This window comes from Streptomyces fructofermentans (assembly GCF_014651055.1).
Lineage (GTDB): Bacteria > Actinomycetota > Actinomycetes > Streptomycetales > Streptomycetaceae > Streptomyces > Streptomyces fructofermentans.
In genome coordinates this window covers 1-24,249 of the sequence record NZ_BMWD01000049.1, presented here as the reverse complement: position 1 = coordinate 24,249, position 24,249 = coordinate 1, and the positions used below count along the sequence as shown (strand labels likewise).

The 24,249-nt window shown below is 72.3% G+C and carries 20 protein-coding genes; 9 read left to right on the top strand and 11 right to left on the bottom strand.

Annotated elements, in window-relative coordinates; genetic code table 11:
* Positions 1 to 74: 74 nt before the first annotated feature.
* From tnpB to IE265_RS36600, 3 genes are read right to left on the bottom strand one after another with little or no spacing between them, the layout of a single operon-like run.
* On the bottom strand, positions 75 to 1,523 hold the full coding sequence (tnpB, locus tag IE265_RS36610) for an IS607 family element RNA-guided endonuclease TnpB (RefSeq protein WP_190040109.1): 1,449 nt from the start codon (positions 1,521 to 1,523) through the stop codon (positions 75 to 77).
* Positions 1,520 to 2,104: an IS607 family transposase gene (locus IE265_RS36605; RefSeq protein ID WP_190040108.1), complete on the bottom strand. Its 585-nt coding sequence runs from the start codon at positions 2,102 to 2,104 to the stop codon at positions 1,520 to 1,522. The genes tnpB and IE265_RS36605 overlap by 4 nt, the downstream gene beginning before the upstream one ends.
* Complete coding sequence (locus IE265_RS36600; protein ID WP_190040107.1) at positions 2,101 to 2,652, bottom strand: RNA polymerase sigma factor; 552 nt, start codon at positions 2,650 to 2,652, stop codon at positions 2,101 to 2,103. Before IE265_RS36600 ends, IE265_RS36605 begins: the two co-directional genes overlap by 4 nt.
* Positions 2,653 to 3,425: 773 nt before the next feature.
* On the opposite strand from IE265_RS36600, the gene IE265_RS36595 reads away from it, so the two are divergent.
* Entirely contained in the window at positions 3,426 to 4,094 is a 669-nt protein-coding gene (locus IE265_RS36595; RefSeq protein WP_190040106.1) for a PH domain-containing protein, read from the top strand.
* A gap of 160 nt (positions 4,095 to 4,254) precedes the next feature.
* Here the strand turns inward: IE265_RS36595 and IE265_RS36590 are convergent, their stop codons facing one another.
* Complete coding sequence (locus tag IE265_RS36590; RefSeq protein ID WP_190040105.1) at positions 4,255 to 5,118, bottom strand: oxidoreductase; 864 nt, start codon at positions 5,116 to 5,118, stop codon at positions 4,255 to 4,257.
* A 66-nt stretch (positions 5,119 to 5,184) separates the two neighbouring features.
* Here IE265_RS36590 and IE265_RS36585 point away from each other — a divergent pair, with 66 nt between their 5' ends.
* Both IE265_RS36585 and IE265_RS39060 read left to right on the top strand, forming a co-directional pair.
* Positions 5,185 to 5,901, top strand: a complete 717-nt coding sequence (locus IE265_RS36585; RefSeq protein ID WP_190040104.1) for a helix-turn-helix domain-containing protein — start codon at positions 5,185 to 5,187, stop codon at positions 5,899 to 5,901.
* A gap of 174 nt (positions 5,902 to 6,075) precedes the next feature.
* Complete coding sequence (locus tag IE265_RS39060) at positions 6,076 to 7,770, top strand: restriction endonuclease (RefSeq protein ID WP_190040103.1); 1,695 nt, start codon at positions 6,076 to 6,078, stop codon at positions 7,768 to 7,770.
* Between the two features lie 142 nt (positions 7,771 to 7,912).
* Here the strand turns inward: IE265_RS39060 and IE265_RS36575 are convergent, their stop codons facing one another.
* Positions 7,913 to 8,863, bottom strand: a complete 951-nt coding sequence (locus IE265_RS36575; RefSeq protein ID WP_308434851.1) for a virginiamycin B lyase family protein — start codon at positions 8,861 to 8,863, stop codon at positions 7,913 to 7,915.
* Between the two features lie 641 nt (positions 8,864 to 9,504).
* On the opposite strand from IE265_RS36575, the gene IE265_RS36570 reads away from it, so the two are divergent.
* From IE265_RS36570 to IE265_RS36555, 4 genes are all read left to right on the top strand, one after another.
* Positions 9,505 to 10,776, top strand: coding sequence for an APC family permease (locus IE265_RS36570; protein WP_190040102.1), 1,272 nt, complete (start codon positions 9,505 to 9,507; stop codon positions 10,774 to 10,776).
* 745 nt (positions 10,777 to 11,521) lie between these two features.
* Positions 11,522 to 12,127: a hypothetical protein gene (locus IE265_RS36565; RefSeq protein ID WP_190040101.1), complete on the top strand. Its 606-nt coding sequence runs from the start codon at positions 11,522 to 11,524 to the stop codon at positions 12,125 to 12,127.
* A gap of 1,406 nt (positions 12,128 to 13,533) precedes the next feature.
* Complete coding sequence (locus IE265_RS36560) at positions 13,534 to 13,923, top strand: Rv0361 family membrane protein (protein WP_190040100.1); 390 nt, start codon at positions 13,534 to 13,536, stop codon at positions 13,921 to 13,923.
* A gap of 449 nt (positions 13,924 to 14,372) precedes the next feature.
* Positions 14,373 to 15,542 carry a DUF3103 family protein gene (locus tag IE265_RS36555; RefSeq protein WP_190040099.1) on the top strand — a complete coding sequence of 390 codons (1,170 nt, stop codon included), beginning with the start codon at positions 14,373 to 14,375 and terminating at the stop codon, positions 15,540 to 15,542.
* 240 nt (positions 15,543 to 15,782) lie between these two features.
* Here the strand turns inward: IE265_RS36555 and IE265_RS36550 are convergent, their stop codons facing one another.
* Positions 15,783 to 16,598: a carbon-nitrogen family hydrolase gene (locus IE265_RS36550; RefSeq protein ID WP_190040098.1), complete on the bottom strand. Its 816-nt coding sequence runs from the start codon at positions 16,596 to 16,598 to the stop codon at positions 15,783 to 15,785.
* Positions 16,599 to 17,564: 966 nt separating this feature from the next.
* Here IE265_RS36550 and IE265_RS39180 point away from each other — a divergent pair.
* Positions 17,565 to 18,107, top strand: a complete 543-nt coding sequence (locus IE265_RS39180; protein WP_308434850.1) for a DUF397 domain-containing protein — start codon at positions 17,565 to 17,567, stop codon at positions 18,105 to 18,107.
* A 35-nt stretch (positions 18,108 to 18,142) separates the two neighbouring features.
* Here the strand turns inward: IE265_RS39180 and IE265_RS36540 are convergent, their stop codons facing one another.
* Positions 18,143 to 19,138 (bottom strand): helix-turn-helix domain-containing protein, encoded by a 996-nt coding sequence (locus tag IE265_RS36540; protein ID WP_190040096.1) that lies wholly within the window; start codon positions 19,136 to 19,138, stop codon positions 18,143 to 18,145.
* Between the two features lie 695 nt (positions 19,139 to 19,833).
* Between IE265_RS36540 and IE265_RS36535 the strand changes: the two genes are divergently transcribed.
* Positions 19,834 to 20,691, top strand: a complete 858-nt coding sequence (locus tag IE265_RS36535) for a helix-turn-helix domain-containing protein (protein ID WP_190040095.1) — start codon at positions 19,834 to 19,836, stop codon at positions 20,689 to 20,691.
* A 59-nt stretch (positions 20,692 to 20,750) separates the two neighbouring features.
* Here IE265_RS36535 and IE265_RS36530 read toward each other — a convergent pair whose 3' ends face one another.
* From IE265_RS36530 to IE265_RS36515, 4 genes are all read right to left on the bottom strand, one after another.
* Positions 20,751 to 21,398 (bottom strand): CHRD domain-containing protein, encoded by a 648-nt coding sequence (locus IE265_RS36530; protein WP_229916942.1) that lies wholly within the window; start codon positions 21,396 to 21,398, stop codon positions 20,751 to 20,753.
* Between the two features lie 312 nt (positions 21,399 to 21,710).
* A complete protein-coding gene (locus IE265_RS36525) occupies positions 21,711 to 22,508 on the bottom strand; it encodes a sigma factor (protein ID WP_190040093.1) in 798 nt (265 codons plus the stop codon).
* 349 nt (positions 22,509 to 22,857) lie between these two features.
* Complete coding sequence (gene metF / locus IE265_RS36520) at positions 22,858 to 23,724, bottom strand: methylenetetrahydrofolate reductase [NAD(P)H] (protein ID WP_190040092.1); 867 nt, start codon at positions 23,722 to 23,724, stop codon at positions 22,858 to 22,860.
* Between the two features lie 267 nt (positions 23,725 to 23,991).
* A partial coding sequence (locus IE265_RS36515; RefSeq protein WP_190040091.1) for a methionine adenosyltransferase domain-containing protein occupies positions 23,992 to 24,249 on the bottom strand: 258 nt, incomplete at its 5' end.

The following is a 24,249-nucleotide window of genomic DNA, read 5'->3' as shown; positions in this document are numbered from 1 at the left end:
TCCCGGATCTCCGTTGCTGAACCTGTAGTCAGGTATCAGCATTCCGGGCATTACGGCCCGGAAGGTCCGTCACATCACCAAAGCGTGAGGGCTTCGGCTTGAGTACGGTCTCTCGTTTCCTGCTGCCGCTGGTGCGGCAGGGTTGCGCCACCTGCCCGCCCCGTCCCCGCCGTGAGGCGGGGTCGGGTGGTGCGGGTCTTCCGGTCGGCTCCACGAGGCTTCGGAGCTTGCGCTCCCTGGTCTCCGCCCACTGCGGTACCAGCTACTGCGGCCGCCGAGAGGGCGGCGAGGTTGAGTGCGGCGTTGGCGTCCCGGTCGATGACCAGGCCGCACACGTCGCAGTGGAAGGTCCGGATGTGCAGCGGCAGCTTGGCTTTCACTACGCCGCACCCGGAACAGGTCTTGGAGGACGGGTACCAGCGGTCGGCGGCCACGATGCGGCAGCCGTTCCGCTTCACCTTGTAGTCGAGCCGGCGGCGGATCTCGCCGAACCCGGCGTCGGTGATGTGCCGGGCCAGGCGCCGGTTCTTCACCATGCCGGCGACGTTGAGGTCTTCGATCACGACGGTGCCGTACTCGGCGGCCACGCTGGTGGTGAGCTGGTGGAGGGCGTCCTCGCGCAGGTTGGCGACCCGGTGGTGCACGCGGTTGCGTGCCGCGTTGGCCTTCTCCCACCGGCGGGACGGCTTCTGCCCGGTCCGGCGGTCCGAGCCCCGGCGGCGCGACACCACGCGGGACGCGCGGCGCAGCTCGGTCAGGGCAGTGGCCAGGTGGCGCGGGTTGGGGACCTCGCGGATCTCGCCCGCACTGTCCGCCATCACCGCGAGCGTCTTGATCCCGAGGTCGATACCCACCGCGGTATCCGGGCGGGCGACGCGGACGAGGTCGCGCTTCACCTCGGTCTGGAAGGACACGAACCAGCGCCCGCGCTCGTGCCGGACTGTCGCCGACAGGATGCGGGCCGTCCCGCTCTGGACCCGGACGAGGAGCTTCACCGTCGACTCGTGCACCCGGATCGCGCCAAGCCGCGGCAGCGTGACGTGCCGGCCGCCCGCCTCGACGCGGATCGTGCCGGTGGTGAACCGGCAGGCCAGGCGCGCCTTCCGCTTCGCCTTGAAACGCGGCATCCCCACCGCCCGGCCCTTACGCTTGCCGCGCTTGGACTTGGCGTAGTTGTCGAAAGCGGCCGACGCGTTCGCCAGACCGGTGGAGTACGCCTCCTTGGAGTTGTCCTCCCACCACCCGCAGAACCTCGGGTCGGTGTGCTTGGCCTCGTTGAACGCCTTGCGCAGCGCGGGCAGCGACCACGGCCGCCACGGCGTCAGGTCCGCCTCGGGAATCCCGTAGGACTCCTCCGCCCTGCGCTGCCACCACGACGCCTCCACCCACCCGACCGCCCAGTTGTAGGCGGCACGGGCAGCACCGCAGTGCGAGCGCAGCGCGTGCTCCTGGGCGGCGTTCGGGTCCAGCGCGAACCGGAACGCCTGCACCACGAACCCGGGCTGCGCCTGAAACTTCTTCATTCGACGTCCTCGGCGGTCGCCACGGCCACCGCGCGGGCGGCCCGGTTCTTCGCGGCCCGGCGCCCGTACAGGCGGGCACACATCGACGTGAGGACTTCGGTGATGTCCCGTACGAGATCGTCGGCGGTCTCGGTGGGGTCGAGGACGACCAGGCGCCGCCCGGAGGCGGACAGCACGGCGTCGAGATGCTCGACGCCGAAGCGGGCCAGCCTGTCTCGGTGTTCGACCACGATCACCGCGGCCTGCGGGTCGGACAGGAGACGGTGCAGCTTGCGCCGCCGCCCGTTCAGCCCGGATCCGACCTCGGTGACCACCTCGGCGACCGGCAGGCCAAGCCCGTTCGCCCCGTCCACCACCCGTGACACCTGCCGGGCCAGATCGGCCTTCTGCTCAGCTGAGGAGACGCGGCAGTACGCGACCACCCGCCCCGCCTCCACGGTGGCGGCCGGAGCGGGCTCGTCGACCAGCCACGTCCCAGACGGCGCCTGGCGGACCGGGACGGGCATCTTCCCGTCCTTCACCCACCGCCAGGCGGTCTGGTAGCTCACGCCCTGCTGCCGGGCCCACTCCGAAAGCTTCACGGAACCAACGTACGCGAGACATGCGACAAGAGATGACTATAAATGACTAGAAAATCTGTAGCAGCTTTCACCCCCTGCAGGCGTTCCTTGGCCTTGCGGCAGTGGTAGTCGACGGTGCTGGCCGTGACGCCCATGTACCAGCTGATCCGGTGCGTGTCGCAGTCCAGTACGTAGCGCATGACGATCGCGTCGAACTGGCGGGGCGGCAGCGCGCTCATGGCCTTCCACAGGCCGATCTCGCCGCGCAGCCGCGCCAGTTTCCGGCGGAAGCCGATCAGCGACTGCGATATGACGACCCGGCGCACGATCGCCCAGGTCTGTTCGAGCAGGTTCTGCTCCTCGAGCAGCGCGTCCCAGTGGCGCAGGATCTCCAGGAAGGCGCGGTGCACGGCCGCTTCGGCGGCGTCGTTGGTACCGAGGTAGAGCAGGGCGTACTGGTGGAAGTCGTCCTGGGCGGCGAGGTAGAGGGCCTCGAACTCCAGGGGCAGCGGCAGCACGGCCTGGGCCACTGGGCTACCGCCGTCCTCCGCGCGGACATCGTCGGTCATGAGTCTTCTTGCGTCCTCTTCGGTTCAGCGAGGGCCGGACAGGGACGGGCGAACGCACAGCCATCGCGTCGCCGGTGGGTGACGCCTACTCAACCCGCCCGATCGGCCGAACACGCATGCGCGGAGCAGCGAAAATCACGCAGTGATCACCGGAGCGTGCACGCTGTGATCATTTCGGTTGCTGTCACACAGCGTGAGCTGGACCTTTGCCGTTCACCACCATCCGGAACACCCGGCTCACACCGCACGCGAGTGGTGCACGTCACAGGCGCAGCGCGGGCGCTCGAACGCAACAGGGGCCACGAACGAGTGAATACCTCTCGAACTGCCCACCGGAGCACCACACTTGCCGCCCGACCGTCACAAGCGGAGCACCGGCCGTGCGCCGCAGCCCGTCCCCCGGCGGACGGGCGGTCACGTGACCGTGCGTATTCAGCGACCGGATTCGAGTGAGCGCGCGCGACCGGGGCGTCTGATGCGCGCCTCACCGGGACGCCGGATGTGCGCGCCTCACCGGGGCTCCGGGCCGGGGCAGTTGGGCCGCCCCCCGGGCTCGCGGAGCCTGCCGATCCGAAGGCCGTCCGGGGACCCGCGGGCCGATACCGAGCTTCCCCGACCCCGCGACGTCTCCCGCACAGGCTTCGCCGTTCGCCCCAATTGGCCCTCGACACAGGGGAGTTGAGGAAAGACCATGGTGCTCCGGCGGGCGACGACGAGGGGGCGGTGTGGGGTTGGGCGCACTTCCGCGCGAGTACCGGATGAAGCGCGGCAGGATGCACGCGTTCTTGTGGGTGATCGCGCTGGGCACACTGAGCGTGGTCGGTGTCGTGCTGGGCGCCGACGACCTGCCCGCTTCCGTCACCTACTCGTTCCTGCTCGGATGGCTGGCCCTGATGGGATGGCTGTTCTACGCCACCCTGCACTGTTCCACCACGGTGGACATCAAGGCGATCCATGTGCGGAGCATGGTGAGACGACGGCGGCTGGCCTGGGAGGACGTCCAGGACATCAGGGCCGAGATCAACCCGGCGGCGGCCATGCAGAGCGGTGCCGCCCAGGTCCTCGTACACGCCTACGGCCGGGACGGCAGCAAGGTGATGCTGCCGTTCGTGGACGACGTGCACGTGAACGTGGAGCGTGAACTCGGGGTGCTGCTGGGCGCCTGGACCGAACTGCGCGGCGAGGACTGGGCGCCCGACGCGAGGGCCGCCGTCGTCATCCACCGGCGCAACGCCCGTCAGGGGGCGGTCATGGCCGGGTTCGTCGCCCTGATGCTGGGGATCATCCCGCTGACGGTGCTGATGCTGCTGCCGCTGTTCGTCGACCTGCCCGGCTGGCTGGAGTCCGTGCTGAGCCCGCTCACGGTCATGGGGGTGGGGGCGCCGCTGCTGTTCGCGCTGACGGCCGTCCTCTCGTACCGCGGGCGGCTGCGCGACGGCTGATCCGCTGCGCGAGCGGTCACCGGGGGGCCGGGCCCGCGACGGGGCGCCTGCGCGCGTGGCGCGCCCGCCGCCGTCCTCCCGATTCCGACCCCGCCCCGGCCCGGCCCCGTCGGCAGTCGGGGCGTGCTGCGGTGGTGCGGCGGGTCCCGTCACGTCGTGGTCAGCCGACCGGTCGGCCGTTCAGGTCCGCCAAGTCCTTTTCACTGAGGAGGAGTTCACCCGCCGCGAGGTTCTCCTCCAGGTGCGGGAGCGAACCGGTGCCCGGAATCGCCAGCACCGACGGGGCCCGCGCCAGCAGCCAGGCGATCCTGACCTGCGCGACACTCGCGCCCAGGCGTGCCGCCACCTCGGCGATACGGTCGGTGGTATCCGGGTGGGTGCCGCCCGGGCCGCCGCCGAGCGGGAAGTACGGCGTGTACGCGATGCCCCCGTCCTCGCATGCGGCCAGCAGCTCCATGTCGTCGCTGTACCGGTTCTGGACCGCCGAGACGGGAGCGATCGCCCGGGCCTCGGCGAGTTGGGCGGCGTCGACGTTGCTGACACCCAGATGCCGGATCAGCCCTTCGGCGCGCAACTCGGCCAGCACCGCGAACCGTTCGGCGATCGACTCGCCGCCCGGCCCGGTCATCCCCCCGACCCGCAGGTGGACCAGGTCGAGCCGCTCCAGGCCGAGGGCGCGCAGGTCCGCCTCGACCAGGGCGCGCAGCCCGCCGGGCCCCGCCTGCCCGCTCGGCACACCGTCCGCTCCGGGCAGCGGTCCGACCTTCGTCGCGATGACCAGGTCGTCGCGGTAGGGGGCGAGTGCCGTACGGATCAGCTCGTTGGCCCGTACCGCTCCCCTGCCGTAGAAGCCCGCCGTGTCGATGTGGTTGACGCCGCGCTCCACGGCCCGCCTCAGTACCGCGGCACCGGTCGCGGGAGCGCGCGTCGGGCCGTCGAAGGTGCCCGTGGCCAGGCGCATCGCGCCGAAGCCGAGCCGGTTGATGGTCAGGTCCCCGCCCAGGGTGAACGTCGTGGTCGTCATGCGCTCATGCTGTCCGCGGCCACCACGCCGGGCGAGGCCGTGACAGGTTGCTGCCAGACTGGAGGAATGCGAAGCGAACAGGTCTTCTCCGTCCACGGGGACGCGGAGCTGGTCGCTCGTGCCGGTCATCTCTTCGCGTCCGCGCGCAGCGAGTTCCTGTGCGCCGCCCGGGACCTCAGTACCTGGTCGCAGCCGGAGGCCGGGGCCGCGGTCCGCGCAAGGATGCGCGCACCGGACTCCCCCGCCTTCACCGCGCACAAGCTGCTCAGCCCGCTCGCGCTGGTCGACGAGGAGGCCCGCGCGCATCTGCGGCTGGTGCGGAGCAAGGGCGCCGCCGTGCGGATCAGCAGCTCGCCGCTGCCCCACGAGACGATCATCATCGACCGGCGGGTGATGATCCTGGCCGGCCGTCAGACCCCCTCGGGACGCGAGTACACCGTGACGACGTCGCAGCTCCTGATCGACGGCGTCCACTCGCTGGTCCGGGCGGTCTGGGACAGCGCGGTGGATCTCGACGCCTGTCTGCGCGGCGAGGTTCCCCACCTCGACGCCGAGGGCCGGACGGTCCTCGAGGCGCTCGGGTCGGGGCTCACCGACGAGTCCGCGGCCAGGCGACTCGGGATCTCGCTGCGCACCTACCGGCGGCGGGTGGCCGAGCTGATGGCCTCGCTGGAGGCCGGCTCCCGTTTCCAGGCCGGGCTGCGGGCGGGCGAACTCGGCCTGTCCGGCCGGTCGCCGTCCCGGCTTCCCGACGGGCGTCCGGAGCCGACCGCCCGCACGTGACGCGCACCGCCGGGCACCGGGCGCCGGACACCGGGACGCCGCTGTGCGCCCGGCTCCAGCCGACCGGCCGCGCAGACTCCGCAGCCGTGCGCAAGCACGCCGTGGACGACGCGCTCCCTGCCCGCGGGAGGGGCCGGCATGCCGCCGGGCCGGGACCACTACTGTTGCGCCCTCATGTACGTCGGGCTGGGGGACACGTTGGTGAAGCAGGGCAGGTGCCCGGTGTGCGGGCGCCGGGTGCCGATCGACGAGGAGGGCATCGTCCGCTCCCACCCGCACGACGAGTCGGCCTGCAAGGGAGCGGGCCGCAGCGCCGCGGGCCGTCGGCCGCCCGAGCCGGCCGGCGGGCGAAAGGACGACACGGTCCCGACGGCCGCGTACGGCCCCCGGACGCCCGGCGACACCCGGTACGAGTCGATCGCCGGGGTGGTCGGCTGCGTGACCTTCCTCGGGCTGGTCGCACTGCTCGTCGGCGCGTTCGTCTCCCCCGTCATGTGGGGCATCGGGACGGGCCTGCTGGCACTCGGCCTGGCCGTGCTGTGGGTACTCGGCCGGACACCGGCCGGGCGGCGCAGTGACGCCTACGCCCGGCACCTCCGGGCGGAGCGGGAACAGGAGACGGCCGACGCCGCGGCGCGGGCCGAACAGGAGCAGGTACAGGCACAGGTCCGGGAGCGGGAGCGCCGTACGGCCGAAGCCGCCCTCGCCCTGCGGCAGGCCGTACGTGCGCTGCTCGACGACCTTCCGCCGCGGGGCACACCGCAGGAGGAGGCCCTGGAGCACTGCCTGTCCGGGGCGGGCCTGGCACGGCAGCCGCGCCTTCGTGCCGAGGCCGCACGGCTGGCCCGCGCGCACATCGCGGTCGACGAACGCATCCTGTGCGTCGCGCGGTCCACGACCCTCACCGACCGGCAGCGCCCCGCCCTGCTGATCCTCACCGACCGCGGGGGCGCCGTCGCGGACAAGGGACTGTCCTACCGGTGCGAGCCCGGGCCGCAGGACGTCGTCGAGACGCCCGACCAGGACTGGGGCGAACTGAGGGTCGGCGAGTTGGCGTTCCCCTTCGGGACCAACCCCGGGCTGCGGGTCGCTCTCGCGGCCCGGGCCGAGGCCGCCGCCCGCCCGCCGGCCCCCGCTCGGGCGGACCGCCCCGGGCACCGGCTGATCCGTACCGCCCGGGACGCGGAACTCGTCGCGGTCGACTGGATGCGCCACCTGGGCTTCACCGACGCCGTGGCCACACCCGTCGGCGCCGACGAGGGCATCGACGTGCTGGCCGAGCACGCCGTGGCCCAGGTGAAGAAGGAGGGCAGCCCCACCAGCCGTCCCGTCGTGCAGCAACTGCACGGCGTCGCCGTCGCCAAGGGGAGGGCGGCGCTGTTCTTCGCCCTGGCCGGCTACACGCCGCCGGCCGTCGACTGGGCGTCGCGGCACGGCATCGCCCTGTTCCAGTACGACCTGCAGGGCACGCCCACTCCGGTCAACCCGCCCGCCCTGCAGCTGATGCAGGCGACCGCGACGAGCACCACCGCGCCGGGCGGGCCCGGCGCCGGCCCCCGTGCCCCGGGCACCGGCCGCGCACCGGCATCCCCTCGCCCGCGCCGCTCCGCCCCGGCGTCCGGAGCCCGGGAGGAGGAGTTCGCCCGGCAGGCCGAGCGGGCCGGGCTGCGCGCCGAGGTCCTCCAGGACATCGCCGACGCCGTCGTCTGCGAGCAGCGCGCCACCCTGGTGATGCTTCAGGAGCGCTTCGCCCTCTCCCGCCCCCTGGCCCGCAGGGCACTTGAGGCGCTCGAACACCTCGGCGTGGTCTCCGCGCCGTCCGCCAACGGACGCCGCACCGTCACCGCCGCCTCCCTCGACCACCTGTGACGTGCCGCCGCCGCGACGACCCCGAGCCGGTCGTAACGGCGGGCGGCGGGCGGCGGGCAGCAGGCGGCGGGCGGGGACAGCGAGGAGCAGTCCGGCGGTACGGGACGCGTACTCGTCCGGGTGGTGCCCGTCCCGGTAAGGCTCAGCGCGGGCGCGGCCCGGGGCGCATCGGCGGGAACACGAGGCCGGTCGGTGTGTTGAGGCCGGAGAAGGGGAGCGTGGTCTGGCCGCCGGTGCCCCTCTCCCAAACGCGGACCACACGGTTGTTGAAGCCGTCGGCCACGTAGAGGCTGCCGCGGCCGTCGAGGGCCAGGCCCAGCGGGGAGCTCAGGCCGGTGGTGGGTACCGTGCTCTGCGCGCCGCTGCCCGCGGCCAGCTTCACCACGCGGTTGTTGCCGCTGTCCGAGATGTAGAGGTCGCCCGCGGCGTTCACGGCCAGGCCGGTCGGCTGGGACAGGCCCGTGGCGGGGACGGTGCTCTGCCCGCTGCCGTCGGCGGGCACCTTCACGACACGGTCGTTGACGAAGTCGGAGATGTACAGGTCTCCGTCCGCCTCCAGGGCCAGGCCCCAGGGGTGGAGCAGTCCGGTGGTGGGCACGGTGCTCTGGCCGCTGCCGTCGGCGAACACCTTCACCACGCGGTCGTTGAAGCTGTCGGCGATGTAGAGGTCGCCGGTGGTGCCGACCGCGAGGCCCAGCGGGCGGGACAGGTCAGTGGTGGGGACGGTGGACTGCTGCCCGCCGTTCGCGGGCAGCTTCACCACCCGGTTGTTGCCCGTGTCGGAGACGTAGAGGGTGCCGGCGGCGTCCCATGCCATGCCGGTCGGGCGGACCAGGCCGTCGAGGGGAACCGTGGTCTGGCCTCCCCCGCCCGCCTGCAGCCGCACCACCCGGTTGTTGCCGTAGTCGGACACGAACAGCGACGGCCGGGCGGGCGGATGGGCCTCTCCTCGGGTCGCGCCCGCGGGTCCGACCGGCAGCGCGCACAGCGCGAGAAGGCCCGTGACGGCGGTCAGCCGCCTGGCCCATCTGCCGGTACGGCCGACCGCGGGCCGCGTTTCGCGTGTTCGTGGTTCCGCTGTCTTGCTCTTCACGGGGCACCCATCTGTTCTCGGCGTCCGGCACGGTGCCGGACCGGTCCGCGGAAACGGTCGCCGCCGCCCGGGCCTGCGGTGGCGCGCACCGCCGGTGCGACGGGCGGCCTCCCCGGGCGGCACCGGAAGCGGGGTCCCGGCAGCCGCCGGGCGGGCGGCGTGCTCGATGCCTTCCCTGTGGCGCGGGTTCTCCCCCCGGCGTCGCCCGCTCGGCCGATCGGTGGGCGCGGTGGTACGGACGTGTCGGCGTCGCCGGTGGGACCGGTGGGGGCCCTGACCGGCACGCGGGCCGGGCCGGCGTCCTCGTGCGGCCCGCGGGGATCGGCGCGGGATCGGCGGGCGGGTGCGGCGGGGCTCGGGTGCGGCGGGACTGTCGCGGCACGGTCCGGGAGGCGCGAGCGCAGCGGTGGGCGGGGGCCGCCGGTGTGCGGACGGCGACGGGCTGCCGAAGCCCTCGGCCCGTGTCCCGTGTCCCGTGTCCCGTGTCCGGGGTTCGGGGTTCGGGGTTCGGGGTTCGGGGTCGTGCAGCAGGGTGCCGGGATGGTCCGGCGTCGGCCCGACATCCGGCTCCTATATCGTGCGCCGCTGTCGAGGTCCGTCATTGAAGGTCGTCCCGGGGGGACGTCGTCGAGGAGTGAGCGATGGGTACGCCAGTGACGCCGGCCGGCGAAGGGGAGCTGAAGCGGCACTTGGGCGTGTCGGACGCCGTGGTGATCGGGCTCGGTTCGATGATCGGCGCCGGGATCTTCGCCTCGCTGGCCCCGGCCGCCTCGGCGGCCGGATCCGGGCTGCTGGCCGGTCTGGCCCTGGCGGCGGCGGTGGCGTACTGCAATGCGACGTCCTCCGCACGGCTGGCCGCCCGGTACCCGCGGTCGGGCGGCACCTATGTCTACGGCCGCGAGCGGCTCGGCGACTTCTGGGGCTACCTGGCCGGTTGGGGCTTCGTGGTGGGCAAGACCGCGTCGTGCGCGGCGATGGCACTGACCGCGGGTTCCTACGTGTGGCCGTCCCAGGCACACGCGGTCGCGGTCGCGGCGGTGGTGGCACTGACCGCGGTGAACTACGCCGGGGTGCGCAAGTCCGCGCTGCTGACCCGGGTGATCGTCACGGTCGTCCTGGCGGTGCTGGCCGCCGTGGTCACCGCCGTCCTCACCTCGAACTCCACGGACGCGGCCCGCCTGGACCTCGGCACGGACACCTCCCTCGCAGGGGTGCTTCAGGCGGCCGGGCTGCTGTTCTTCGCCTTCGCGGGGTATGCGCGCATCGCCACTCTGGGCGAGGAGGTCCGCGACCCCGAGCGGACCATCCCCCGCGCGATCCCGCTCGCGCTGGGCATCACCCTCGCGGTGTACGCGGCGGTCGCCGTCGCCGTCCTGCTGGTGCTGGGCCCCGACCGGCTCGCCCGTACCACCGATCCGCTGGTCGAGGCGGTCCGCGCCGCCGGCGTCCCGGCTCTGGCCCCCGTCGTGCGGGCCGGTGCGGCCGTCGCGGCGCTCGGCTCGCTCCTCGCGCTGATCCTCGGCGTCTCGCGCACCACCCTGGCGATGGCCCGCGACCGGCACCTGCCGCACGCCCTGGCCGCCGTCCACCCCCGCTTCCACGTGCCGCACCGCGCCGAACTCGCCGTCGGCGCCGTCGTCGCCGTCCTGGCCGCCACGGTGGACGTACGCGGCGCGATCGGCTTCTCCTCCTTCGGTGTGCTGGCCTACTACGCCATCGCCAACGCCTCCGCCTGGACCCTCACTCCCGAGGAGGGCCGCCCGGCCCGGATCGTGCCGATCGCCGGCACGGCCGGCTGCCTGGTCCTGGCGTTCGCCCTGCCGCTCGCCTCCGTGCTCGCGGGCACTGCGGTGATCACGGCCGGCGCCGCCGCCCACGGACTCCGCCGGGCGCTGGGCCGCAGCAACGACTGACGGCCCGTTCGACCACGGGCGGGGTCGAGGTCCCGGGTGCCGTACCGGGCGGTGCTCGCGCCGGGTACTTCCGGCGCGGCGCGGGTACGAGTGAGCTGCGCCGACCGCGCCGGGACGGGACGACCGGGGCGCTGTCGGAGGGCAAGGGCGCCGAGGGACGCCACAGGCGGTGTCCCGTGCAGTTGTTCCGGCCGGTCCGTGGACTCGTGCAGTACCGAGGCGGAGACGATGAGAAGTGGCGAAGTCCCGGACCCCGAGGCGTCCCGCAGAGCGGTCCTGCCGCGCTGCGGAGGGTGGCCCTCTCGCTCGACGACACGGACGCGCCCGCGTCGGGCCTTCGGCGTCCCGGTGCGCCAGGGCCGCCCGGGCATCGCCCGCCGTGGCGCGCGGCGCCCTCCCCGTGTCCGACGCCGTCGAGCGCCCGCGCACGCGGGGCCGGAACGTCGGCCTGACGCGATGTCACCATGGCGCGGGCGTCCGCCGTCCGGTGCGTCGGAGGGTGCCGGGGCCGGGTCTGCGGCCCGGCGCCGGGCGGCCGTCGCGGCGCGCGGCGCGACTCGCGGCCGTGGTGGCCGGCACCTCGGCATCCGCCTCGACGGCCCGTCGATGTCCGCGTCGATGTCCGCGTCGATGTCCGCGTCCCCCGGACGGTCGAGCGACCGGCGGTGCCTCCCCGCCTCGGCCGCCGCACTTCATTTGGCTGGACCACGTCCTCGTCGACACACGCCGGAACAGGAGTACGCCCATGCGCTTCTACGCCCAGACCCCAGTGCGCCGGAGTCGTCAGGTGGTCGCGGATCTGATCGCCGTGGCCCTGATCGCGGCGGCGGTGTGGTTCGCCCTGGCCGTGCGTGACGTGATACTGAAGTTGGCCGAGCCGGGGCGCCAGGCGGAGAACGCGGGCGACAGTCTCGCGTCCGGTCTCGGTGACGCCGGTGACGCGGCCTCGAAGGTTCCGCTGGTCGGCAACTCGCTGAAGAAGCCGCTCCAGTCGGCCGCCGACGCCGGGACCGGGCTCGCGGACGCGGGGCAGTCGCTGCAGGACATCGTGGGCCAGGTGGCGACGCTGACCGCGATCGCACTGATCGTCCTGCCGGTGTCCTTCGTCCTGGTGCTGTGGCTTCCGCTGCGCATGCGCTGGATCCGGCGCAGCGTCACCACCCGGCGCGTCTTCGATGCCCCCGGTGGCGCCGACCTGCTGGCACTGCGCGCTCTCATGGGGCCGCTGCGCGACCTCACGGCGGTACCCGCCCCGCCGGGCGGCCTCGCGGACGCCTGGCGGCGCGGGGACCAGCAGGTCATCGCCGAGCTGTCCGCGGTCGCGCTCCGGCGGGCGGGGCTGCGGCCGTGACGGACGTGCCGCCCCGACAGCCTGCCGAGCCGTGGAAAGCCCGTCGGGCCCACGCCATACCGAGCGACAGGAACTGGGCATCAGCCGATCATGCTGTACTCGACGCCGCGGCTCACCGCTGTTGACCAGCAGGTTCTGGACGAAGTCGCCGTCATACGGCACAGCCTGCAGCATGCCGTTCAGCAAAGCCCGATGAAGCGGACGGCCGACCTGAGACGGTCGTTGACCGCCTCTCGGCCGCGAGGACGTACGGGCCCAAGGGCGTGCGGTGGCAGCCGGTCCCGAGAGGCCGACGGGTCCCGTCGAGGCGGGGCCCGGGCGGGCGGGCGCGGGCCGACGGACGGGACGTCGGAGCACCTGCGCCGTGGGATCGCCGTCGACGCGGCGGTGCTTGTGGCATCCCGCGTGCGTGGGCCGCGGTGGCGGCAGCGTCGACGGAGGTGCCGGGCAGGCGAGTTCCGGTGGGGTTGCGGCGCTCGTTCGCCCGGCCCGGCCCCGGGCCGAGGGTCGGCGCTGCCGGCCTCAGGTCGGGCGATGTGCCCGGCCTCCGGGGGCGTTCGGGGGCACTTGTCCGGGCGCGGCCGGGAGCGGGGCGACGGACAGCGCGGGGACGAAGGGGAGTTGCCCCTGGAGCGACGGCGGGACCGGTGGCGGTGGCCGGGTTGGTGACAGAGGGCGACGGCCGGGGGTGGTGGCCGAGGCACGCCCTGGCGACGGGGGCGAGTTCGGCCGCGCGAGGTCATGCGTACCCGCCGAGGGTGGGCCGGGGTGTCGGCGAAGGGCCGGGGTCGGGCGCGTGACCGGTCAGGCCGTGACGCGGCCGGCTAAGTCGAGGGGGCCGGCCGGGCCGTGGCCGGCGCTCCATGGGGCCGTGCGGGGTCGAAAGGTTCGAGGAGGTGTCGGTGTCCGCGGACGGGCGCGGAAGGGGAAGGGCATGGCGTGTTCCTGATGGCAGCAGGCCCGGCGCGGCCGGCGGGCGCGGGCCGGGGCGTTGGTGTGATCGCTCGCGGGCGGCGCGGCGAGCCCGTACGAGACGGGTGCCGACACCGATGGACATGACTGCTTTGCGCGGTGACCCACCGGCAGTGGTTGATCTTTCTACAGTACGCGGAGCGGGCTGTCACCCCTTGATCAAGAAGCACTCGAGTCCCGGATCGCACCCTTCCCACCTGCGGGTTTCACATACTGAACACATCGCGTGCACTATGCACTCACATTTGGGAAAGGGTGGCTCAGACCGGACAGCAACCTTGCGCGGGCCGTCGACCGCAGCCAAGATCCACGGCATGCGCGGCGCCGCCCTCGGGGGTTCGAGCGCCCAAGCCATTCCCGTCACTTCACCTGCATCGAGGAACGTCGTGCCCGTTTCCACTGCCCTTCGCCATGCCCGAACCGCATTGCTCACCGTGTCCCTCGGCGCACTCCTGGCCACCACCGCGGGATGCGCCGACAGCGAGCCCACCCCGAGCGACGTCGCGAGCGACTGGGTGCACGCGTTCACCGAATTCGACCGGACCGCGCTGGCCGATCTCTCCTGCGGTGAACTGCGCGCGGACATCAAGGACGACGACTACTGGCGCGAGATACGCGACTCGTCCAGCGACCGCATCGTCGACATCGACGTCAAGGAGGAGAAGGTCGACGGGGACCACGCCATGGTCACCGTGTCCGTGGTCACGGAGAGCAACGACTCCCACGACCCCTCCGACAGGGAGACCAACACGGACGACCTGACGCTCGTACGCGACCTGGACGGCCACTGGAAGGCCTGCGAGGAAGAGGACGACCACCGCTAGGACACGCGTCACGCGTCAGGTGCCACGCGTCAGGCCCGGGCGCCGCCGCCCGGCCCGAGGGGTTCGCCTCGGCCGGTCCGGCGGGCTCCCGGACGGCAGCTCGGCGCCGCCGGCCCGAACGGCGGGCCCCCATTACGCACCGACCGGGCGCACGCGGGGGTGGCGGCCATCGAGGCCGCGGCCGGGCAGGGCGGGGACTGCGGGATCGCGGTCGACGCGAACCGGGCGGGGCGGGGCGTCCGGCGAGGGCGGTAAGCGTGAACCGCCGCGAGGCGGCAGGGCGGTGGCGGACCGGGCCCTCGAAGTGCGGGGACGCGTTCCGTTCCACCTCTTGCTGGAATGTCATGCACCCGCCATCCTGACACCGGCCGATCTACTCGCATAGATTCCACGGCTCGCTCGCTCCACCTCCGCGAACGTCCGCACCCGCTCCTTGGGAGGATCCTCAAGTGAGACCTCGTCAGCCGCGGCGCCACAGCGCTGCCGCCATCGTGGCGTCCCTGCTCGCCCTGGCCGCCGGCCAGGCCCTCGTGGCACTACCCGCAGCCGCCGCCCCTCATGCTCCGGCCACCGCCACCACCGTGGCCTCCGCACAGGACCAGGTCGCCCGCTCCCTCGCCCGCTCGCTCTCCGACTCCACCTGGCGCACCCGCGTCCAGCAGGCCGCGCTGGCCGCCGACGAGGTGCCCATCACGGCACTGGCCGACCGGAGCGGCAGCGGACTCACGTCCGAGCTGGTCCGTGCGGACCGCCAAATCGCGGCGGCCAAGGGCCTCGACACCGACATCGGTTCGCTGCTGCGGCTGCGGCTCGGCGACGACGGCATGCGCGACGCGCTGGCCGACGGACAGGCGCCCTGGGTGGCCCCCGCGGCAAGCGACGACAACGCCACCACGGTCGTCGCCTACGACAGCCGGGGCCGCGCGCACGCCCTCGACGCCCGTCACGCGCCCGACCGTCCCGTCTATGTCGTCGACATCGACAGCTCCAAGGCGCTGGCCGCCGGACTCGGCGTCCTGAACCGGCAGTTGCACCACCACGGCCTGGCCTCCGACGCATCGGCATCGGCATCGGCATCGAAGACCCACGCGGACGCGGCCGGGAAGCAGGGGGCCCGGGCCGCTGCCGACGGCTTCTGGACCACTCGCATCGCGGCGGTCGAGCTCTCGGACGACGAGGAGCCCTGGGTCAAGGGCGACGCCGAGATCTACACGCTGGTCACCGGGTTCGGGCAGGACGGCAAGGTACGCGTCGACCCCGTGGACATGCCGTACCTCGACAACGACGGCACCGTCTACCGGCCCGGCCAGATCCTGGTCAACTGGGGCAACTACAAGTACAACCTGGCCGACGCCGTGATGATGGAGGAGGACGGCAGCACCAACTACCGCGACCTCGCCAAGGCCATCGCCACCGTCCTGCTCACCGTCACCGACCAGGGGACCTACATCCCCCTGGTGAACGCGATCCTGGACGCCATCCCCAACGACTGGTGGACGGACGACCCCGACTACGTCGACTCCTGGTACACCCTGGCCCGCAACGACAACGGCACCCGCCACGGCGCCCGCGGCAACGGCTGGATGACCGTGGAACCGTACTTCGTCGAGGAGTTCTAGGCCCCACCCGCGCACGCGCGGCGCGCCACCGGACCAAATGGGCCCGCAGGTAACCCTTCTGAGGACCGGTCAGGTACAGGGGGTCGGCTCCAGCCGCGGGTCGCGGCTGGAGCCGACGTCGTCATCGGCCGTGCGACCGCCGGGCAGGATGCACTGCCCCGCATGCCCCGGGTGGTACGCAACCGGCTGTGCGGCAGGGGTGGTTGGCACGGTGCGGGCGGCGGTCCGGGCCGCGGTCGGTCAGGGCCTGGCGGGTGCTTCGACGGCGAGCACGCGGTCGCGCAGGACGGGGAGTTCGGAACGCATCCGGGTGACCTCGGCCATGTCGAAGTCCACGCTCAGCGTCTCCTGCCCGGTGCCGGCCCGGCCCAGCACGGTCCCCCAGGGGTCGACGGCCACACTGTGTCCGGCCTGCCGCATACCGCCGTGGGTGCCGCTCGCGCAGCAGGCCAGCAGGAAGACCTGTTCCTCCAGTGCCCGTGTGCGGGTGAGGAGTTGCCAGTGCGCGAGCCGGGCCGCGGGCCATGCGGCGGGTACCGCGATCAGTTCCGCGCCCGCGTCGATCAGGCCCCGGAAGAGTTCGGGGAAGCGCAGGTCGTAGCAGATGGCCAGGCCGACCACCCCGAAGTCGGTGGGTACGGTGACGATCTCCTCGCCGCCGCCCATCAAGGTCGCCTCGCCGGTGTCGAAGCCGTACCGGTGGATCTTGCGGTAGCGGCCGCGCAGCTCGCCGTCCCGGTCGAAGAGGAGGGCGGTGTTGTAGAGGGTCCCGTCGTCGTCCCGTTCGACGATCGATCCGGCGTGGAGCCAGACTCCCGCGTGGCGTGCCGCGGCGGACATGGCCTGCGCGGTGGGTCCGTCGACCCCTTCGGCGTCGCGGTCCCAGCGGTCGTACGACCACGCGCCGGCCGCCCACAACTCCGGCAGGACCACCAGGTCGTCGCCGGCCCGGCCGCGGACCAGCGCGGCGGCGCGTCGGCGGCGCTCGTCCGCGGAATCCGCCGCGCCCGGCGGGTCCGTCGAGTCCACGGACAGCTGGATCAGCGAGGCACGCATGGCCGCCACCTTCAGGACCGCGTCCGCGGTCCGGGGAAGTCCGGGAAAACGTGTTCCCCACCAGCGTAAGGAGGGTTCCGCGCCGCCCGCTCCCCGAGACGTGTTCGGGGCGGGGAGCGGGCCGTGCCCTGATCCGCGCCGCCTTGCAGATGCCATCACCGGCACCGCGAGCGTCCGGGTCGTGGGCCAAGCGGCAGGCGGCGCCGAAACGGTCCGGCCCACCGGGGTACTCGCCCCGGACTGATCGGTACGGGCACCCGTACCGCACGCGTTGTCGTCCCGGCGGCCTTCGATGACGACGACGGGGACGCTCTCGTCGCACCGGGCGTCACCCGCAGGCCGGACAAGGGAGTTCGCCGACCGTCCGGTGGCGGCGCCGCCACGGTGGACGGAACGCGGGCGCATCACCCGCCGGGAACCTGAAGGGCTCGCCCAGGCGCGGGCGGGGCGGGGCAGGGCTGTCGTCCGGGGCGAGGGGGCCGTCCGGGGCACGGGCAGAGGTGGAGACCATCCGCAAGGGAGGGGGTCTCCACCTCACAGGTATCCACTGCCTCATGAAGAAGGACAGTCGCTACATGACCAGGAGCGCCACGGTTCCCGCGGCGGCTACCGCGGAGAGAATCGCACACAGGCGCATCGTCTTGGCCCAGCTCTGCATCGCGTCCGCGACGACTTTAATAATCTCCCTATTCACTTCCACCTCCCTTCTCCCTCGAGAGACGCATGCCTTCCCTTTGTAAAGGGCAGGCATCCCTCTTGGTAATTTTTGCATGACGAAAGGAGGCATGCCAAGGGGGTCTTTACTCCAGGGAAAGGAAAACGGGCCTGCACTGGATCCGTCATTCAGTGCAAACCCGTCCATATCCTTCGCGGTAGCCGCCGCGAAGGGGTGCCCCTGTCCGTCAACAAGGGGCCGTGGATACCTGCTCCAGTATCTTCAATACAGCGCCATCTGCCAAGTAGCAGATGGCTTCTTTCTGTCAGCCGCCATGCTCAACGCCAGGCACCAACGGCAAAGTCGGACGCCGCCACATCGCCGACCGCCACCCGGCCACCCACCTCGCACGCAGCCACCTGGCACAAAGCGAACTGGCACTCTTCCACCTGCAGAGCACCCGTCCCATTGCCCGCACCCAGGACGATGCGTGCATGCCATCACCGCGCCGGCCGCACTCCGCGCGACACACCTGGACGGGCGCCGAACATCACACGCCTATGCCACCCCGGGGAGCCGTGGGCCGGTGGCTCATGTATGTTTGGCACGCGCATCGCTATTCCCGCGTGCGCACGACAAATCCTGCCACTTTTCTGTTCCGGAGCCTTCTGATGGAAAAAATTCCCGGCCCCCCGCTGACCTGGGTGAAGAGCAGCGCAAGCGGAGGGGGCAACTGCGTTGAGGTTGCAGCCAGTTGCGAGGCACTGCACGTGCGGGATTCGAAAATCCCTGCCGGTTCCGTCCTGACCTTTCCCGCCCACTCCTGGCAGGCATTCATCAGCGGCTTGCGGTAGGCGACCGGACGGCCGGGGAGTCGGGTTTCCTTTTCTTATTCTTCAACCCTCTCCACCCCTTCGACCAGATCTCCCGTACTGGCGCTGATTTCTTCCACGCCATCCAGCGGGATCACGGCGGAAACGGCGGAGGGCCCGCCTGCGGCGGGCACTCCCGTCTTGTGCCCTATCCGCTCGGCGTTCGCCTCGATCAACGCGTACGCGTCGGGCGCCGGAGCTTTGATCTCCAGCTCGTAGAAATTCTCCAGGTAGTGGGCGACGGAATCCTCGGTGATGGAATCCCGCCCCTCCCGGACGATGGCGTCCTTGTGCCGTGCCTGCGTCTCCAGGTACAACGCCATGTCCTCGTCCGCCTCGGCGAACTCATAGATCACGTACGACGTCGTGAAATACCGGTACAGGCCGAGGTGGAATGGGATCACGCGCAGAGTGATCTTCGGATGGTCGGCCAGTTCCCTCAGCTGGACCAGTTGCCGGCGCATCACTCCCGGCCTTCCCACCGTCCGCGCCAGGACGCCCTCGTCGACGATGAAATGCATCTCCGGCCCGTCCGGCCGAAACAGCCTCTCCTGCCGCTCCAGGCGCAGCTCCGCCCGCTCCTCCAACTGGTCGGGCGGCGAGGTCCAGCGCAATACCTCGCGCGCGTACTCCTCTGTCTGCAGCAGCCCGGGAACGAGATCGGGTTCGAAGTTGCGGATGACCGCTGCCGCGTTCTCGTACGCGATCGAGAGGACGAACGCCTGGGGTGCGGAATTCTTGTAGCGGTCCCACCAGGGGCGTTCTTTCGCCGCCCGTGCCATCGACACCATCGCGTCGACCTGCGCCGCGTCGGCCACCTCGTACAGCGCCAGCAGCGCCCGGAGGTCCGTGATCGAGATGCCCACGGTTCCCGCCTCGATCCGGATGATCTTCGAGTGCGACCATTCCAGCTCGTCGGCGACAGCCCGCTGTGTCAGATGCTTCGACTCCCGTAAGCGACGCAGCTGCTCACGCAGCCGACGTCGCTGCAGAGCAGGGTCAATCAGCGGCACACCCATCCTCCTGCCACAACGCCACCCGGCAGCACGCCGTACCTACCCATGCCACCTCGCACGCCGCGATGCGGCCACAGGCCCGGTACACAACTGCCACCTGGACCTGAGCATCAGGCAGAACGCCTGCCAGCACAAGCGGTTCACTCCACCCCGCCCCACCGGTGGGCCGTCAACCGGCCACGCGTGGCGGCGCGGAAGGCTGCGGCGTCCCCGGCCCGCCCTCTGCGGACGGGGCGGACGCCGCTCGGCCGGGCAGCGGCCCGCGGCCCCGGCACCCGCCGGACGGGAGCGTCGGGCACACCGCCGCCGGCCGGCCCGCCCCACGGGGCGACAGCGTCCTCTGCGTCCTCTCCGCCACGGCACAGGACACCGCACCGCCGAACCCCGCACCACCAGCGCACTCCCGCGCTGCGCCCCCCGCGCCAACTGCTCCTTGTGAGCTGGTACTGGCACAACGACACTAGCCGTGGAGCCATGTGGCACTTGTCCCCCGCGCACGACGCCGGGAGCACAACGCATCACAGCACACCGCCAGGAGGCCGGCCGTGAGCAGCCTTCCCGCCTCCCGGCACCACGACATGAGTCACCGTCACACCGTGCAGACAGCCACCACGCCGTCCGCCGCCCCCACGGTGCCGCCCGGCCCGCAGTCGCGCACCCCCATGGCCGACCCCGACCGCAAAGGACGACACATGGATGCCCTTGACCCGTTCTTTCAGCGCGAACTGCTCCGCGACCGCCTCAAAAGGGCCCGCGAGCAGGCCGGTCTGACACAACGTGAGGTCGCCACCGCGCTGGACTGGTCCCCCTCGAAGGTGATCAGGATCGAGAACGGCAAGAACCGTGTGTCACCCAGCGACGTCCGGATCCTCATCCAGCACTACGGCGCCGGGCAGGAGGAGCAGGAGACCCTGATCGCGATGGGCCGCGCGGCGCGGCTGCCGTCGTGGTGGGAGCCCTGGCGCACGGTGGCCACCCCGAACTTCCTCACCTATCTCACCTACGAGACCTCCGCGCCGATCATCCGCAACTTCGAACCCAATCTGATCCCCGGACTCCTGCAGACGGAGGAGTACGCGTCACACCTGCTGAAAGGACTCGAAGAGACCCAGGACAAAGCGGAAGCACTCCTGCAGCTGAGGCTGGAACGCCAGGCCCGGGTTCTGCGGCCGGACGGCCCGAGCATGTGGTTCATCATCGACGAATCCGCCCTGCGCCGGACCGTCGGCAACGAAGCCGTAATGCGTCGGCAGTTGGAGAACCTGGTCCAGCTAAACGAAGTGGAGAACGTGCACATCATGTATGTGCCGTTCAGCGCCGGCATCTACCCGCTGTTCAGATCCCCCTACGTCGTCTTCGAATTCCCCGAGCAGGACTACGACCTCGTCTCCTACGTGGAAAGCCCGGACGGCGAGGTCCTCTTCAGCGAAAAGGCGCCCGGCCGCAGCGGGCAACGCGCCCCCTCCGACTACCTCGAGGCCTTCTGGGAGACGGAGAGGGGGGCGGCCAGGGAACTGCCCGCCCGCATCCTCGACCTCCCCGCCGTTTAGGCGGGATGCCCCCGTTCGCCGTCCGGTCTCCGTCGTGTGCCGGGCGCCCTGCGCACGGTCTAGGCGGCGTTCCCGATCACGGAGTCGAGGGTCTTCTCGGTGACGGTGTCGGGGACGTGGATGCCCGAGGGGAGCTTGTAGGCCTGACCGCGGACGGCGCCGCCGGGGAACTCGGCGGTGTGGAGGTTGAAGTACCAGTTGCGGGGGTTGGCCTTGATGCCCTCCAGCAGGTCGTGGTCGTCGACGGTGACCGTGCCGTGGGCGAACGTGCTGCCGTTCTCGAGCTTCTTGGTGAAGAAGGGGATCTTCACATCGCCGTTGACACCCTTGGCGCCCTTGTGGAGGTGGCCGAGGGTCGGCGTCGCGGTCCCGGTGAACGTGAACGCGTAGGAGACCTGGTCGCCCTGGATGCGCATGAGGGCCAGGGCATGGCCGTCCTTGTCGCCCACGGCCGGTCCGCCCTGGACGGGTACCTCGTCGGCACCGGTCATGACCGACGCGAAGAACACGGCGTCCGCCCTGTTCTTCTCCCACCGTCCCGCGCCCTTGCCGGAGTTGCTCCCGCCGGTGTGCTCCGCACCGGCCGACGCGTGCCCGCCGGCGGCCCGGCCGGCGCCTTCGGCACGCGCGCCGCCGCCGATCGCGGAGTCCTCACCGTTGCAGGCCGTCAGCAGGAGCGCGCCGGTGACGACAGACACGGCGACCATCCCAAAACGCTTGCTCATCATGGCAGTTGGGCCTTTCGAGTGAGGCGGCCGCGACTGTTTCGCGGCCCGTCCCCCACAACACGGGGCGCCCTGACGGCCCTGCTCAGCCGATGACACGGCTGAGACATGCCTGAGACGGGTCCCGATCACTCGGAACGCGATCTTGACAGGAACCCGCGGCTCCGCGGCGGCCGTCCGGCACTGCGATGCGGCTCGGCACCGTTGGCGCTGCGGCACGACGCCACCGGGCGCCGGCCCGTCCGCTGCGGCGAGAGCACGGGCGCACCACACCTCACCTCACAGCGGGCGTCGTCAGTCGTCGTCGTGCCCGGGCGGGTCGTCGAAGTGCGGGCTGTCGTGCCGGGGCGGGCGCGGGGGCGTCCACGATGTCGTGCGGGCGGGGGCGGCCGTCAGGTGGACCGTGTGGATCCGTCCGTCCAGGATGCCCAGCGCCAGGGCGTGCAGGACCCTGCCGTTGCGGTCGCGCAGGATCACCTCCGGCCGGTCGACGGCGTGGTTCTGCTCCACCGTCACACCGATCCGCACCAGCGGCGGGATGATCGCCGTGAGGACCCTGGCCACGGTGGCCGCGCCGGTGATGCGGGCCGGCCACGGCAGTGTCGTACCGCCGCCGTCACTGGCCAGGCGGACCGCGGCGGCGAGTTGGCGGCCCGCCGCCTCCGAGCAGCCCACGGCCGACGTGACCTGCGGCAGCGCGCACCCGAACACCTCCCGCAGCACAAGGACCGCGCGTTCCAGCGGGGAGAGCCGCTCCAGCGCCAGCAGGGTGGCCGTCACCAGCGACTCGGCCAGCTCCGCCGGTTCCTCCGGGTCCCGGTGGGGGTCGCCCGGCAGCGGCTCCGGAAGCCACGGCCCGACGGGGTCCCCCCGCTGGATGCGGGCCGTGCGCAGCGCCTCGGCCGCGATCCGGGTGACCGCCGCCGCGAGGAACGCCCGGCTCTGCCCGGGCCGCGGGGCGCAGGTCTGCCAGCGCAGCCAGGTCTCCTGCACCGCGTCCTGCGCGCCGCGCGCGCTGCCCAGGATCCGGTGGGCGAGGCTGAGCAGCAGCGGGCGCAGTTCCTCGAACTCCTCGGCCCGGCCCACAGTCACTCCTCCTCGGCATCCCGGCGCCCCGACGGGCGGCCCGGCCCTCCCGGTTGCCCTGCCGACCGGCTTGCGGGTCCCCTGCGCCGACGTGCCTGCCGGGCTTGAGCGGCCTGCCGTGCCGGCTCCCGCTTCGGGGGCCCTCTCCCGGTGTCCCCGGGCGGGGAGGCGGGGGCCGGGCCCTGCCTCATGTGTGAAGCGCCCGCCCGCCCTCGGGGGAGGGGGCGGGCGGGCACGCACGGGGAGGGGATCTGCAGGCCTCACCCTAGGGACGCAGGCGGCCCGTGTCCCGCGCCTGCTAGGGAACTTCGAGTTCGGCTGCAGCGACCCTCCACGTACGGCGCCGCGGCCAGGGTCAGCCGGCTTGCAGGGGCTCCGCGGGCCGCAGGGCCTGTACGTTGCGGTGGATGTCCAGTGCCGCCGTGGACTTGTTGAGGGTGATGTAGTGCAGGCCCGGGGCGCCCTCGGCGAGGAGGTGCCCGGCCATGGCGGTGGCGTACTCGACGCCGATGCGGTGGCCCTCGCCCGCCGTGTCGCGGGCCGCGTACAGGCGTTGGGCGAGGTCCGTGGGGAAGGCGGCGTCGGACAGTTCGGCGAAGCGGGCGAGCTGCCGGTGGTCGGTGGCGGGCATGATCTCGGGGATGATCGGGACGTCGCAGCCGGCGGCCGCGACCCGGTCGCGCAGCCGCAGGTAGTCGTCCGTGCGGAAGAACATCTGCGTGATCGCGTAGTCGGCGCCCGCCCGGCACTTGGCCACGAAGTGCCGGATGTCGCTGTCCCAGTCGGCCGAACGCGGGTGCTTCTCGGGGAAGGCGGCCACGCCGATCCTGAAGTCGCCCAGCGAGCGCACCAGTTCGACGAGTTCGCAGGCGTGCCTGAAGCCCTGCGGATGCGCCGTCCAGGGCCCCTTGGGGTCGCCCGGCGGGTCGCCGCGCAGCACCAGGACGTCGCGGATGCCGGCGTCCGCGTACTGGCCGATGATCCGGCGCAGTTCGGCCACCGAGTGGCCGACCGCGGTCAGGTGCGCGACGGGCCGCAGGGTGGTCTCGGATGCGATGCGCCGGGTGACCGCCACCGTCCGGTCGCGGGAGGAGCCGCCGGCGCCGTAGGTGACGGACACGAAGTCCGGCCGCAGCGGCTCGATGCGGCGGATCGCCTCCCACAGGGTGCGCTCCCCCTTGGCCGTCCTGGGCGGGAAGAACTCGAAGGAGAACGTCGTCACGGCCGGCCTTCCTCGGTGAGGTGGTGTGCTCGCGGGTGGTGGACGGCGGCCGCGGGCGCGGACGGCTCGGGGGCGGGGGCGGGACTCCTGGTGGAGTTGTATGCCGCTCCGCTCGGGTCCGGGTAGCCCGGCGCTGGGGCCGCCGCTCACTGGCTCCTGCTCCACCGGGCACCCGACGGGCCGCCCGTGTCCGGCCCGTCTCCCGGCCGGGAGCGGGACACGGTGGGGCAAGGCCGCCGTGGGGCGGTGCAGGGTGGGGCGGGTGCCTCAGGCCGTGTCCGCGGCCTTGCGCAGGGCGTCGGCCCGGTCCGTGCGCTCCCATGTGAAGTCCGGCAGCGCGCGGCCGAAGTGGCCGTACGCGGCGGTCTGCGAGTAGATCGGCCGCAGCAGGTCCAGGTCCCGGATGATCGCGGCCGGACGGAGGTCGAAGACCTGCTCGATCGCGGACTCGATCGCAGCGGGGTCGACCTTGGCCGTGCCGAACGTCTCCACGAACAGGCCCACCGGCTCGGCCTTGCCGATCGC